The 13,646-nt window shown below is 70.0% G+C and carries 11 protein-coding genes and 1 pseudogene; 1 reads left to right on the top strand and 11 read right to left on the bottom strand.

Going from position 1 to position 13,646, the window contains the following annotated elements; all coding sequences use genetic code 11:
- The 11 genes from ACOJVU_RS18375 to sepIVA form a co-directional block, all read right to left on the bottom strand.
- Window positions 1-2,388, bottom strand: a 2,388-nt coding sequence (locus ACOJVU_RS18375) for a [protein-PII] uridylyltransferase (protein ID WP_421531084.1), incomplete at its 3' end; no start/stop codon positions are given.
- Window positions 2,389-2,424: 36 nt separating this feature from the next.
- Window positions 2,425-2,763, bottom strand: a complete 339-nt coding sequence (gene glnB, locus ACOJVU_RS18370; RefSeq protein WP_421531083.1) for a nitrogen regulatory protein P-II — start codon at window positions 2,761-2,763, stop codon at window positions 2,425-2,427.
- 2 nt (window positions 2,764-2,765) lie between these two features.
- The gene (locus ACOJVU_RS18365) at window positions 2,766-4,181 is read right to left on the bottom strand and encodes an ammonium transporter (protein WP_421531086.1); all 1,416 of its coding nucleotides are present in this window, start codon (window positions 4,179-4,181) and stop codon (window positions 2,766-2,768) included.
- A 169-nt stretch (window positions 4,182-4,350) separates the two neighbouring features.
- Window positions 4,351-5,610 (bottom strand): signal recognition particle-docking protein FtsY, encoded by a 1,260-nt coding sequence (gene ftsY, locus ACOJVU_RS18360; protein WP_421531082.1) that lies wholly within the window; start codon window positions 5,608-5,610, stop codon window positions 4,351-4,353.
- A gap of 68 nt (window positions 5,611-5,678) precedes the next feature.
- On the bottom strand, window positions 5,679-9,311 hold the full coding sequence (gene smc, locus ACOJVU_RS18355) for a chromosome segregation protein SMC (RefSeq protein ID WP_421531081.1): 3,633 nt from the start codon (window positions 9,309-9,311) through the stop codon (window positions 5,679-5,681).
- A gap of 96 nt (window positions 9,312-9,407) precedes the next feature.
- Window positions 9,408-9,701 carry an acylphosphatase gene (locus ACOJVU_RS18350; protein ID WP_421531080.1) on the bottom strand — a complete coding sequence of 98 codons (294 nt, stop codon included), beginning with the start codon at window positions 9,699-9,701 and terminating at the stop codon, window positions 9,408-9,410.
- On the bottom strand, window positions 9,688-10,101 hold the full coding sequence (locus ACOJVU_RS18345) for an OsmC family protein (protein WP_421531079.1): 414 nt from the start codon (window positions 10,099-10,101) through the stop codon (window positions 9,688-9,690). The genes ACOJVU_RS18350 and ACOJVU_RS18345 overlap by 14 nt, the downstream gene beginning before the upstream one ends.
- A gap of 89 nt (window positions 10,102-10,190) precedes the next feature.
- Window positions 10,191-11,039 carry a DNA-formamidopyrimidine glycosylase gene (gene mutM / locus ACOJVU_RS18340; RefSeq protein ID WP_421531078.1) on the bottom strand — a complete coding sequence of 283 codons (849 nt, stop codon included), beginning with the start codon at window positions 11,037-11,039 and terminating at the stop codon, window positions 10,191-10,193.
- A 26-nt stretch (window positions 11,040-11,065) separates the two neighbouring features.
- Window positions 11,066-11,779 (bottom strand): ribonuclease III, encoded by a 714-nt coding sequence (gene rnc / locus ACOJVU_RS18335; protein ID WP_421531077.1) that lies wholly within the window; start codon window positions 11,777-11,779, stop codon window positions 11,066-11,068.
- Window positions 11,776-12,363, bottom strand: a complete 588-nt coding sequence (locus tag ACOJVU_RS18330; protein ID WP_421531076.1) for a YceD family protein — start codon at window positions 12,361-12,363, stop codon at window positions 11,776-11,778. The genes rnc and ACOJVU_RS18330 overlap by 4 nt, the downstream gene beginning before the upstream one ends.
- Before the next feature lie 71 nt (window positions 12,364-12,434).
- Window positions 12,435-13,172 (bottom strand): cell division protein SepIVA, encoded by a 738-nt coding sequence (gene sepIVA, locus ACOJVU_RS18325; protein ID WP_421531085.1) that lies wholly within the window; start codon window positions 13,170-13,172, stop codon window positions 12,435-12,437.
- A gap of 360 nt (window positions 13,173-13,532) precedes the next feature.
- Between sepIVA and ACOJVU_RS18320 the strand changes: the two are divergent.
- Window positions 13,533-13,646: pseudogene (locus tag ACOJVU_RS18320) on the top strand (hypothetical protein); the annotation flags it as partial.

Genomic DNA, 13,646 nt, shown 5'->3' with positions numbered 1-13,646 from the left:
GACCGCCGCGCGGGCGGACTGCTCGCTGTCCCCCGCCGGTGCCGTCACAGCAAAAACGTCAGCCACGGTCGATCCGAACGTGTTGACCTTCGCCCAGACGATGTCGGCCCCGGCCCGTTCCAGAGCCCGGCTCAGCAGCGCCAGCAGGCCCACCCTGTCCATGGCGCGGACCTCCAGAATCAGTTGACCGCGAACCGCTGTCTCCAGCCACACGATGCGGGGCGGTGCGGTCGAACGCGTGACGGGCACGCCGAACTGCACCTCACCGGCCCGCGCGGTAGCCGCGCTCACCGCGTCGCTGTCGCGCTTCTCCAGCGTCCCCAGCACGTCGACGTCACCCCCCAGGGCGCCGGCGAACTGCAGGCGCAGCAGGCCCGCCTCGGGCGGCGAACCGAACAGCGGCGACGCCGCGAACTCGATGATCGCGACATCGCCGTCAACGTTGGCCGACGCCGAATGAATACGCAGCGAGTTCAGCGCCAGCACCGCGGCAGCGTTGGACACCAGCCCCCGCTGATTCGACGCTATCATCACAACCTGCAGACGCTCGCTGCCGCCGGGCTTGATTTCCACCTGCACTGGACGCTCACCAACCACCGAACGATATTGCTGCGCAATGGGTTCAGCTCTCGGTAGCGCCTCACCGGCCATCACCATCCGGCAACGGCGAACCAGGTCGTCGATCAGGGACGCCTTCCATTCGCTCCACACCCCGGGGCCGGTGGCCTTCGAATCCGCCTCGGTCAGCGCGTGCAACACCTCGAGCAGCAGGCCGTCCCCGCCCAGGGCTTCCGACACCGCCGTGATGGTTTCGGGGTCCAGCAGGTTGCGCCGGGTGGCGACCACCGGCAGCAGCAGGTGGTGGCGCACCAGCTTTGACAACAGTTCGGTGTCCGCGGGTGAGATCCCCAGCCGGGAACCGATCCTCAGGGCCATCTCGGCCCCGAGCACACTGTGGTCGACATCCCTGCCCTTGCCGATGTCGTGCAGCAGCGCGCCGAGCGCAAGCAAATCGGGACGCGCCACCCGGGTCGACAGCGGCGCGGCGTTGACCATGGTTTCGACCAGGTGCCGGTCCACCGTCCACTTGTGTGCCACGTCGCGCGGCGGAAGGTCGCGGATGGCATCCCATTCCGGCAGTAGCCGGCCCCACAACCCGGTACGGTCGAGCGCCTCGATGGTGGCCACCGCGGTCGGACCGGCGGACAACACGACCAGGAAATCGTCCAGCGCCTCGCGCGGCCACGGAGTCGGCAGATCGGGGGCGTCGGCGGCCAGCCGGCTCAGCGTGCCGGCGCCGATCGGCAGTCCCTTGTCGGCCGACGCGGCGGCCACCCGCAGGACCAGCCCCGCGTCGGTGCCGGGACGCGCGTCGCGGGCGAGCACGATTTCGCCCGCATAGTCGACGACCCCCTCATCGAGGGGCCGACGCTTCGGGCGCCGCACCAGGGCGGTGATCCCGCGCCGCGGCAACGCGATCTGCGCGGTCCGCAGCCCGGTCTCGGCGTGGTAGGCGATGGTGCGACAGGCGCCGGACAGGATGCGGGCCAGATCGAACCTGTCGCCGAAACCCAGTGCGGCGCTGATCTCGTCGGCGAACTGGGCCAGTAGCAGGTCCCGCCCACGCCCGGACACCAGGTGCAGTTCGGTGCGCACGTCGAGCAGCGTCAGATAGGCGGCATCCAGTGAGCCGCCGGGCATGTCCGGGTTGGCCATGCCGTGGCGGTCGATGAGCTGTGCGAGCCCCAAGGCGTCCAGCAACTGCACGTCGCGAAGGCCGCCGCGCCCCGACTTCAGGTCGGGCTCGGCCCGTTGGGCGATCCGGCCGCAGCGCTGCCACCGGGCGTGGGTGATCTCCACCAGCTCGTCCATCCGGGAGCGAATGGCGCTGCGCCACCCTCGCCGCACGCCGACGATCAGCTCCTCCGACAGCCGCGCATCCCCCACCACGTGGCGCGCGTCCAGCATGCCCAGGGCGGCCACCATGTCGCTGTCGGCCACGCCGAGGGCACCCGACACGGTGCGCACGCTGTGGTCAAGTCGAATGTTGGCGTCCCACAACGGATACCATAATCCATCGGCGACCCGCTCGAGGACTTCGGCGGGCTTGTCGTCGTGCAACAGCATCAGGTCCAGGTCCGAGTACGGCAGCAGTTCGCGGCGGCCCAGGCCGCCGACGCCGACGACCGCGAAGCCGCTGTCGCCGGTGATCCCGATCTCGGCCGCTTTGGCCGCCAACCAGGACTCGTGCAGATCCAGCCAGGCCCGTCGCAGACCCGCCGGGCCGAGTTCACCACCCTCGGCCGCCAGGCTGCGCCGGGCCGCGACCAAGTCCTCTGGCCTGCAAGCCTTTTCTGTCCACGACGGGTCGGGCCGGTTCGGGGTCATCCCTCCGCGGTCCGGATCAACGACGTCCGGCCCGCGTCACAGCGCATCGGTCCCGCGTTCACCGGTGCGCACCCGCACAATGGTTTCCACGGGGCTGACCCAGACTTTGCCGTCACCGATCTTGCCGGTGCGCGCCGCCCGCACGATACTGTCCACGACCTTGTCGACGATGGAGTCGTCGACAACGACCTCGATCCGGATCTTGGGAACGAAATCGACCGAGTACTCGGCACCACGGTAGACCTCGGTGTGACCCTTCTGGCGTCCGTAGCCCTGGATCTCGCTGACCGTCATCCCGAGGACACCCACATCTTCGATCGCGGTCTTGACGTCATCAAGGGTGAACGGCTTGACGATTGCGGTGATCAGCTTCATTTCTACTCGGCCTCAACTTTCTCGCCAGCTAGCTCCTGCTCCAGCCCGTTCCGGGTGTCCGCTACGGCAACCCGGGTGGGAAGCACCGAGCCAGTCGACACGGCGAAATCGTAACTGCTCTCGGCGTGCTCGGACTCGTCGATGCCCGCGGCTTCCGCCTCGGGGCTCAGGCGAAGTCCCATCGTGTATTTGAGGATCACCGCCAAAACCAGCGTGACCACGCCAGAATAGATCAGGACGCTGAACGCACCGGCGGCCTGCCGCTCCAGCTGGGCCCAGCCGCCACCGTAGAACAATCCCTGCGACACGCCCGCCACGCCGTTGATGGCCGGGGATTCGGGCGCGGCGAGCAGGCCGATCAGCAGCGTTCCCGCCAGACCGCCGACCAGGTGGACGCCGACCACGTCGAGCGAATCGTCGAAGCCCAGCTTGAACTTCAGCCCGACCGCCAGCGCGCACACCGCCCCGGCGACCGCGCCGACCACCAGCGCGCCCAGCACGTTGACCGACGAGCACGACGGTGTGATGGCAACCAGCCCCGCCACGATTCCCGATGCCGCACCCAGCGTCGTCGCCTTGCCGTCACGGATGCGCTCGGTGGCCAGCCAGGTCAGCATGGCCGCGGCCGTCGCGATCGTGGTGGTCACGAACGTGGTACCGGCCGAGCCGTTGGAACTGGTGGCCGAACCGGCGTTGAAGCCGTACCAGCCGAACCACAGCAGGCCCGCGCCGAGCATGACGAACGGCAGGTTGTGCGGGCGGAACAGCGTGGTGGGCCAGCCCTTGCGCCTGCCCAGCACGATCGCCAGCATCAGGCCCGCCACGCCGGCGTTGATGTGGACCGCGGTACCACCGGCGAAGTCGATCGCGTGCAGCTTGTTGGCGATCCAGCCGCCGTGCTCGGCCACCGTGCCGTCGAAGGCGAACACCCAGTGCGCGATCGGGAAGTAGACCAGCGTCGCCCACAGTCCGGAGAACACCAGCCAGGCGCTGAACCTCAACCGGTCGGACACCGCACCGGAGACCAGCGCGACCGTGATGATCGCGAACATCAACTGGAACGCCACGAACACCGTGGCCGGAATGCTGCCGACCAGCGGGATGTCGGCTGCGGCGGTGCCGGCGCCCGCGTCCGCCTTCACCGCGTTCCCGCCGATGAGACCCTTGAGGCCCCAGAATTGGCCCGGGTCACCGGCGACATTGCCTTTGTCGTCGCCGAAGGCCATCGAATAGCCGTAGAGCACCCACAGAATCGTCACCACGCCCATTGCGCTGATGCTCATCATGATCATGTTGAGCACACTGCGAGCGCGGACCATGCCGCCGTAGAAGAACGCCAGACCCGGCGTCATCAACAACACCAACGCAGAACTCGCCAGCATCCAGGCGGTATCGCCGGTATCTGGCTGACCCATCATCGGGAACGTCACTCGTTACCACCTCCGGTCGACCGTGAGCCGGCCGTCAGACATGTGCCTGACGTCCTGATCTGTGAACCTTGCGAGATGGTTGTTTCCGCGTTGGAGCCGCCGTGTTTCGGCGGTATTAACGTCGGGCTCGTTGTGTAAGGGGGTTGCGCAACGGGTTTCAGCCGAGCAGCGCGTCGACGAAAGCGGCCGCCTCGAACGGCGCGAGGTCGTCGGGTCCTTCGCCGAGCCCGACCAGCTTCACCGGCACCCCGAGCTCCTGCTGGACCCGGAACACGATGCCACCCTTGGCCGTTCCGTCGAGCTTGGTCAGCACCGCGCCGGTGATGTCGACCACCTCGGCGAAAACGCGGGCCTGGGCCAGCCCGTTCTGCCCGATGGTGGCGTCGAGCACCAGCAACACCTCGTCGACCTCGGCGCGTTTGGTCACCACTCGCTTGACCTTGCCCAGCTCGTCCATCAGCCCGACCTTGGTGTGCAGTCGACCCGCGGTGTCGATGAGCACGACGTCGGCGCCCGCGGCGATACCCTTCTCGACGGCATCGAAGGCCACCGACCCCGGGTCGGCCCCGTCGGGGCCGCGCACCACGTCGGCGCCCACCCGCGACGCCCACATCTCGAGCTGGTCGGCCGCCGCGGCACGGAAGGTGTCGGCAGCGCCCAGCACGACGCGCCGGCCGTCGGCCACCAGCACCCGCGCCAGTTTGCCGACCGTCGTCGTCTTCCCGGTGCCGTTGACACCGACGACCAGGAGCACCGACGGACGGTCGGCGTGGGGCAGGGCGTGGATCGAGCGGTCCAAGCCCGGCTTCAGCTCCGCGAGCAGCACGTCGCGCAGCGCGGCCTTGGCGTCGGCCTCGGTGCGCACGTCGCTGCCGGCCAGGCGGCTGCGCAGTTGCGTCATCACCGATTCGGTGACCACGGGTCCCAGGTCGGCGATCAGCAGGGTGTCCTCGACCTCCTGCCAGGAGTCCTCATCCAGGTCGCCGCCGCCGATCAGGCCCAGCAGGCTGCGCCCGAACGCGTTCTGCGATTTGGCCAGCCGGCCGCGTAGCCGTTCGAGCCGACCCTCGGTCGGCTCGATGGCCTCGATCCCGGGGGCTTGGGGGGCTTGGGGAGCTTGGGGAGCGGCCGCCTCGGGGGCCTGCAAAGCTTCCGGTGGCGGCGCGCTGGTCTCGGGTTCGGGAAACCCGACGTCGGAGACCGTGTCGAGCCGCTCCTCAGTCGCCGCACCCTGGCTGAACGTGATGCCCGACGACGCGGTGTAGCCACGCGGACGCGCGAGCGCGCCGGGCTCCGGCCGGGCCAGCCTGATGCGTCGACGCCGGTAACGCACCAGGCCCACCACCAGTGCGGCGATGACCAGCAGGACGGCTATCGTGCTCAAGACCGCGAGGGCGATCCAAAATCCTTGTGACACGCTGACATTGTTCCAGCCCCCGGATCGGCGTCGGGCGGCGGCAGCCGCTGCACCCGCGCTCGCGCGCCCTAATCGGAAGCCGAGGCCAGCTGCTGAACCTGCTGGCCGCGCATGCGCTGCGAGATGACCGCGGTGATTCCGTCGCCCTGCATGGTCACGCCGTAGAGCGCGTCGGCGATCTCCATCGTCGGCTTCTGGTGGGTGATGATCAGCAGCTGCGAGCGCGCTCGCAGCAGCTCGAACAACGTGAGCAGGCGGCGCAGGTTGGTGTCGTCGAGCGCCGCCTCGACCTCGTCCATGATGTAGAACGGCGACGGGCGGGCGCGGAAGATCGCCACCAGCATCGCCACCGCGGTCAGCGCCTTCTCGCCGCCGGACAGTAACGAGAGCCGGGTGACCTTCTTGCCAGGCGGACGCGCCTCCACCTCGATGCCGGTGGTGAGCATGTCGTCGGGAGCGGTCAACCGCAGCCGGCCCTCGCCGCCGGGGAAGAGCACCGTGAAGACCTCCCGGAACTCCCGTTCGACGTCGACGAACGCTTCGCTGAACACACTCAGGATGCGGGCGTCGACGTCGGCGACGACGTCCAGCAGGTCCGTGCGGGCGGCCTTGACGTCCTCGAGCTGGGTGGACAGGAAGTTGTAGCGCTCCTCGAGGGCGGCGAACTCCTCCAGCGCCAGCGGATTGACCCGGCCCAGCTCGGCCAGCTCGCGTTCGGCGCGTTTGGCGCGGCGCTCCTGGGTGGGCCGGTCATAGGGCATCGGGGCCGGCGCGACCACCTGCTCGCCGCGCTCGCGGGCCTGCTCGAACTCGGCCATCTCCAGCTCGCTGGGTGGCAGCCCGACATGCGGGCCGTACTCGGCGACCAGGTCGGCCGGAGCCATCCCGAACTGTTCGAGCACCGTCTGCTCGAGCTGCTCGATCCGCAGCGCCGCCTGGGCGTTGGCGACCTCGTCGCGGTGCAGCGAATCGGTGAGGGCGGCCACCCGGGCGCCCAGCGCGTTCACCTCGCCGCGCACCGCGGCCATCGCCGCCGAGCGCTGCTGCCGCTCGGCGACCAGCGCATCACGGATCTGCGAGGCCGCGCGGACCACCCGGTCCAGGCGGGCGGCCAGCAACCGCCCGGCGTCGGCCACCGCCGCGGCGACGGCGGCGGCACGCAGCCGCGCGGCGCGCGCCTGCTCGGCGCGCGCCCGGGCCTCGCGTTCTGCGGCGGCCGCCCGGCGCAGCGAATCCGCCCGCCCACGCACCGCGTTGGCCCGCTCCTCGGCGGTGCGCAGCGCCAGCCGGGCCTCCACCTCCACGCCGCGGGCGCTCTCGGCGGCGGCGGCGATCTGTTGGCGACCGATCGTCGGGTCGGGCTCTGCAGCCTGAACGTGCTGGGTTTCCCGGGCGTTGCGCAGCCGGGTCTCGAGCCCGGTGACCTCTTCGACGGTGTGTGCGCGCCCGGATTCCAGCTCCTCGCGCTGCCTCAGCAACCGGTTCCACTCCTCCTCGGCCGCGCGGGCGTCCTGCCCGAGCCGGCCCAGCTGCTCGTACATCGCCGAGATGGTGGTGTCGGACTCGTTGAGCGCGGCCAACGCCTGCTCGGCGGAGTCCCGGCGGGCCGCCTGCTCGGCCAGCGCGCCCGACAGCGCCGCGCTCAGGCCGGCGACCTGCGCTTCCGCCGCAGCCAGCTCGCTGCCGGCCTTGTCGATCTCAGAGGCGATCTCCAGCGTGGACATCGTGCGGTCGGAGCCGCCGTTCACCCAGCCGGCGCCCACGAGGTCGCCGTCGAGCGTCACCGCGCGCCACCGCGGGCGGGCTGCGACCAGATCGAGAGCCGTGGCGAGGTCGTCGACCACCGCGACGCCGGAAAGCATGGCGGTCAACGCACCACGCAGCCGCGCCGGTGTCTCGACCAGGTCCAGCGCCCACACCGCGCCGGCGGGCAATTCGCCGGCCCCCGCAGCATCCTCCGAGGCCGGCCAATCGCCCAGCACCAGGGCCGCGCGCCCGCCGTCGGCGTCCTTGAGCGCGGCGACCGCGGCCCGGGCCGCGCCCAGGCTCTCGGCGCCCAGCGCGTCGGCCGCCGAGCCCAGCACGGCGGCCACCGCCGCCTCGTAGCCCGCGCGGACCTTGACCATCTTGGCGATCGGCCCCAACAGCCCCGCACCGCCGTGGTGCTCGGAGAGCCACGCCGCGCCGTTCTTGCGTTCCAATCCCACCGAGAGCGCGTCGATGCGGGCCCGCAACGAGGCCACCTGCCGTTCGGCGCCCCGCTCGGAGGCCTGCAGCTCGGCGACGCGCTGGTCGGCCGACCGCAGCGCCGCCACCGTCCGTTCGTGGTGCTCGTCGAGGCCCCTCTCGCCCTGGTCGAGCTCGCCGACCCGCCCCTGCACGGTCTCGAACTCGGCCCTGGTCTGCTGCACCCGCGCGGCGGCCTGTTCGATGCGCTCGGACAGCCGCGCGACGCTCTCGTCGATCGACTCGACGCGTGCGCGCATGGTCTCGACCTGACCGGCCAGCCTGGCCAGGCCCTCCCGCCGGTCCGCCTCGGCGCGCACCGCCGCCAGGTGGGCCCGGTCGGCCTCGGCGGCTTCGCGCTCGCGCTCGGCCAGTTGCGCGCGGGCCGCCTCCAGCCGGGTGCGCGCGGCGGCCAGCTCCGCCTGCAGCTGACGCTCGGCGGCCTCGACCCGGTCGGCCTCGGCGTCCATATCCTCAGGGTTTCTGGGGTCGTTCCCGAGGTCGTCGTCGCTGGTCCTGACGGGCTCGACATCGAGATGCTGAGCGCGCTCGCTGGCGATGCGCACCGTCGCGGCCACACGTTCGGCCAGGGCGGACAGCCCGAACCAGGTGTGCTGGACCGACTCGGCGCGGGTCGAGAGCTCGGCCAGCGCGGTCTCGTGCGCGGTCAGCTCGTCGGACGCCACTGCGAGGCGGGCGGCGGCCTCGTCGTGCTCACGCCGCATCGCCGCTTCGGCCTCCAGGATCGCCGCGCGCTGGGTCTGCCGGCTGGTCAGGTCGTCGGCGGCCAGCCGCAACCGGGCGTCGCGCAGGTCGGCCTGGATTCGTGCGGCCCGCTGCGCCATTTCGGCTTGGCGGCCCAGCGGTTTGAGCTGGCGCCGCAGCTCGGTGGTCAGGTCGGTGAGCCGCGCCAGATTGGCCGACATCGCGTCGAGTTTGCGCAGCGCTTTTTCCTTGCGCTTGCGGTGCTTGAGCACGCCGGCGGCCTCTTCGATGAACGCGCGGCGATCCTCGGGCCGCGACTGCAGGATCTCGTCGAGCTTGCCCTGGCCCACGATGACGTGCATCTCCCGGCCGATCCCGGAGTCGCTCAGCAGCTCCTGGACGTCCATCAGCCGGCACCCGCTGCCGTTGATCTCGTACTCGCTGGCGCCGTCGCGGAACATGCGGCGGGTGATGGAAACCTCGGAGTAGTCGATGGGCAGCGCGTTGTCGGAGTTGTCGATGGTGACGGTGACCTCGGCGCGGCCCAGCGGGGCCCGCGACGAGGTGCCGGCGAAGATGACGTCCTCCATCTTCCCGCCGCGCAGCGTCTTGGCGCCCTGTTCCCCCATCACCCAGGCCAGGGCGTCGACCACGTTGGATTTGCCGGACCCGTTGGGGCCGACGACGGCGGTGATGCCCGGTTCGAAGCGCAGAGTCGTCGGCGATGCGAAGGACTTGAAGCCCTTCAGCGTCAGACTCTTGAGGTACACGGCGAGCCAGACTACCGCTCAAACCGCCCGGGTCAGCCGGACACAGGGGTGTCGGCTCACCCGAAATGCGCCAGCCGGCAGTCCGCGGCTGGGCAGTCACCGCTCGACAAAGCCGGCGAACCGCTCCTGCGGCGGCGACCAGTCGGCGACAACCCTGTCGACGCGTCCCGGTCGGTGAGGCCACGACTCCCCGCCTTCGAGCAGGTGCAGGAGTTTCTCGCCGGCTTCCCGCGACCCCTGGGCGATCACCAGCACGCGCCCGTCGGCCTGGTTGGCCGCATACCCGGTGAGCCCCAGTTCCAGCGCGCGGCACCGCGTCCACCAGCGAAAACCAACCCCCTGGACATTCCCGTGCACCCAGGCGACGAGCCGGACTTCAGGATCCGACATCGGTGACCCCGAAGCTGACTTCCGTCCCGGTCTTGAGCGTGCGCCCGACGGTGCAGACCTGGTCGATGGCCCGGTTCACCACCACCAGCAGGCGTTCCTTCTCCTCCGGCGACAGCGCGGACAGGTCCAGCTCCAAGGTCTCCTCGAGCCGCGGATAGCGTTGCTGCTCACGGTCGGCCGCGCCGGATACCCTGATCACGGCGCGGCAGTCGTCCCCGAGCCGGCGAGCCAGCGGCGAGTCGCTCGACATCCCACTGCACGCGGCGAGTGCGATCTTGAGGAGCTCACCCGGGGTGAACACGCCCTCGACGTCCTCGGAGCCGATAAGGACCTGCGCGCCGCGCGAGCTGTGCCCCGTGTAGCGATGCGGTCCGGTGCGTTCCACCCACAGATCAGTCATGACTCTTTTCTACCGGGCGTTTCTACCGGGCGTTTCTACCGGGCGTCCCCGGCGATGCCGCCCGGCATGTCGCGACCCTGGGCTCACACTCACGCGCGTGGCCGCGGCTGACACTTCGGGCAATAGAACGACGAGCGGTTCATGAACTTCTCCCGGCGCATCACCGCACCGCACCGCCGGCAGGCCCGGCCTTCGCGACCATAGGCGTCCAGCGACCGGTCGAAGTACCCCGATTCGCCGTTGACGTTGATGTAGAGCGAATCGAACGAGGTGCCGCCCTTTGCCAGCGCCTCGCGCATCACCTGTGCGGCGGCGTCCAGGACGGAAGCCAGACGCGGGCGGCTCAGCGTGGCGGCCACGCGCGCACCATGGACCTTGGCCCGCCACAGCGCCTCGTCGGCGTAGATGTTGCCGATTCCCGACACCACCTGCTGATCCAGCAGCTGGCGCTTGAGCTCGGAGTGCTTGCCGCGCAACACCCGCACGACGGCGTCGGCGTCGAACCGGGGGTCCAGCGGGTCACGGGCCAGGTGTGCGACGGGCGCCGGCACCACGGCGCCGTCGACTTCCACCAGGTCGGCGAGCAGCCACCCGCCGAAGGTGCGCTGGTCGGCAAAGCTCAGCACGGTCCCGTCGTCGAGCAGCGCGGAGATCCGCACGTGCTCGGCGCGCGGGACGGCACCCAGCAACATCTGCCCGCTCATGCCCAGGTGGACGACGAGCGCGGTGTCCAAACCCAGCAGCAGCCACAGATATTTGCCGCGGCGATCGGTCCCGGTGATCCGGGCTCCCAGCAGCCGGGACGTCAGATCGGCGGGCCCGCCTTCGTGGCGACGCGCCGCGCGGGGGTGGTGCACCCGGACCGCCGTGATGGTCCTGTCGACCACGTGGGACTGCAATCCGCGGCGCACCACCTCTACTTCAGGTAGTTCAGGCATCTGGTCGGGGAATCTGATTCGGGCATCTAGAAGGGCGTTTTCCCCGAGGTGTCGCGCGCATCCAGCGTTTTCCAGGTCGCTGCCGCGGCCTTCTGCTCGGCCTCCTTCTTGGAGCGCCCGGTGCCCCACCCGTATTCGATCTCCATCACGACGACCACCGCGGTGAATTCCTTGTCGTGGTCCGGGCCGGTGGAAGTCACCACGTAGGACGGCGCGCCCAGCCCACGTGCAGCGGTCAGCTCCTGCAGGCTGGTCTTCCAGTCCAGTCCGGCTCCCAGCGTCGGCGCGGCGTCCAGCAGCGCACCGAACAGCCGCAGGATCACGTCGCGCGCCGTGGTGATTCCGTGTTGCAGGTAGATCGCGCCCAGTAGGGATTCCATGCCGTCGGCCAGGATGCTCGACTTGTCGGCCCCGCCGGTGTTCGCCTCGCCGCGGCCCAACAACAGGTGGGCCCCGAGGCCCTCACCGGTCAGGTTGCGCGCGACGTCGGCCAGCGCCTGGGTGTTGACGACGCTGGCACGCAATTTGGCCAGGTCCCCCTCCGGCCGGTCGGGGTGGCGATGGAAGAGCTCGTCGGTGACGATCAGGCCCAGAACGGCGTCCCCGAGGAATTCGAGACGCTCGTTGGTCGGCAGGCCGCCGTGCTCGTAGGCGTAGCTACGGTGGGTCAACGCCAGCTCGAGCAACTCGTCGGCAAGGTCGACGCCCAGCGCGTCGAGCAGGTCTTGCCGCGAGGTCAACGCTCACCCCGCGTGGCGTCCGGCTTGGGATACAGCATCTCGGTCAGCTTGGCCCACCGCGGGTCGACACGGTCGTGGTGGTGGTCCGGATCGGCGGCCAGGGAGACGCCGCATGCGGGGCACAGCCCCGGGCAGTCGAGCCGGCACACCGGCGAGAACGGCAACTCCAGACCGACGGCGTCGACCACGGACTGTTCGAGGTCGATCGTGTCGTCGACGATGCGGCCGACCTCGTCTTCTTCGGTGGTCGCCTCGGTGGTGCTGCCCGGGTAGGCGAACAGCTCGGTCAGGGCGACCTGGATGCGCCCGTCGAGCGCGCCCAGGCAGCGGGAGCACTCCCCGGTGGTGGGCGCGGTGACCGTTCCGGTCACCAACACTCCCTCCGACACCGATTCGACCCGCAGATCCAGTTCCAGCGGTGCGCCCCGCTCGATCGCGATCATGTCCAGCCCGATGCGCGAGGAGCTGGGCACGGTGTCGCGCAGGGTGACCATCGCTCCCGGGCGCCTGCCGAGCGGTGTGATGTCCAGCGTCAAGGGCGAACCCCGACGGCGGTGCGCCGTGGTGCTGTACTGCCGCGTCATACCCGAAATCCTACGGCGCCGAGCGTGCAGCGCAGGGCTGAACCGGCGTTTGCCGCGGCACGCCGATGCGGTTAGCGGGTGGCGTAGTCGTGGGTGCCCGCCGCCGTCCGCAGTTGGTGGCGTCCGCGGCCCACGGAGCGGAGCGTGCCGTTGAGGAATTCCTCGAACTCGGCGAGCTTGCTGTCTACGTAGATGTCGCACTCGCCCCGGAGCCGGTCGGCCTCGGCGTGGGCGGTGTCGATGAGCCGGGCGGACTCGGCCTTGGCCGCCTGCACCACCTCGTTCTGGGAGACCAGTCGCTGCTGTTCTTTGATGCCCTCCTGCACAGCCTTCTCGTACGAGAGGTTGCCACTCTCGACCAGCCGGTCGCATTCAGCCTGGGCCCGGCTGGCGCTGGCCTCGTACTCGCGCTTGGCGGCCGCTGCAATGCGCGCCGCTTCCTCGCGGGCCTCGCCGACCATCCGTTCGCTGTGCTGGCGGGCCTCACTCACCATCCGGTCGGCCTGCGCCTTCGCGTCGGACAGGAGCCGGTCGGCCTCCGCGCGGGAGTGGTTGAGCATCGATTCGGATTCGGTGCTCGCCGCGCTCACCATGGATTCGGCGTGGTCCTTGGCTTCCTGCAGCATCGAGTCACGCGCGTCGAGGACATCCTGGGCGTCGTCCAGTTCGCCCGGGATCGCGTCCTTGATGTCGTCGACCAGTTCGAGCACGTCGCCGCGGGGCACCACGCAGCCGGCGGTCATCGGCACACCGCGGGCTTCTTCGACAATGGCCGCCAGTTCATCCAGCGCTTCAAAGACTCGGTACACGGCCATACCCTCCTGGGCGTCTCGCCAAAAAACTCTGTTGTTACCAGTGTGCCCTCTGTTACGTCTGTGGCAGTGGTGGCAGACCGGTGTGTCGGGCACTTGCCCGCCGAAGAACGGGTGACATGCCCGGCACGGGGCCGTCCACGCTCGCGAATGGCCATTCCCAGGAATGCGGAGCGCGCGGCGGGCCCCAATTTTCCGGTGCGACGATTCGGAGATCGAATTCGCGCAATGAGAGTTGTCCTTCCGCGGCGACGTTGAATCAATACCCCTAAGGGGTACAAATTGGGATGCACGGACGGCCGCGACCGGGCGGCGGAATTCATGGCGGTGCTCAGAGCGATCGGCGAGGCCCTGACGCTGGCCGACCACCCGGGCTGGGCGGCGCTGTGGGGGCCGGTCGTGGGCCCCGTCGTGGCGATCGCGTCGTTCGTCTGCTCGATCGGCAACGTGCCGCTCGCCGCGGTGCTGTGG

Origin of the sequence: Mycobacterium sp. THU-M104 (assembly GCF_049197365.1) — a bacterium.
Taxonomy (GTDB): domain Bacteria; phylum Actinomycetota; class Actinomycetes; order Mycobacteriales; family Mycobacteriaceae; genus Mycobacterium.
This window is presented reverse-complemented; position numbering and strand designations above follow the sequence as displayed.

Excerpts from the sequence above, each read along its gene's own strand:
- ACOJVU_RS18365 (WP_421531086.1), bottom strand. The coding sequence starts at position 4,181 with ATGATGGGTCAGCCAGATACCGGCGATACCGCCTGGATGCTGGCGAGT.
- ACOJVU_RS18345 (WP_421531079.1), bottom strand. The coding sequence starts at position 10,101 with ATGACTGATCTGTGGGTGGAACGCACCGGACCGCATCGCTACACGGGG.
- ACOJVU_RS18330 (WP_421531076.1), bottom strand. The coding sequence starts at position 12,363 with ATGACGCGGCAGTACAGCACCACGGCGCACCGCCGTCGGGGTTCGCCC.
- ACOJVU_RS18350 (WP_421531080.1), bottom strand. The coding sequence starts at position 9,701 with ATGTCGGATCCTGAAGTCCGGCTCGTCGCCTGGGTGCACGGGAATGTC.
- mutM (WP_421531078.1), bottom strand. The coding sequence starts at position 11,039 with ATGCCTGAACTACCTGAAGTAGAGGTGGTGCGCCGCGGATTGCAGTCC.
- glnB (WP_421531083.1), bottom strand. The coding sequence starts at position 2,763 with ATGAAGCTGATCACCGCAATCGTCAAGCCGTTCACCCTTGATGACGTC.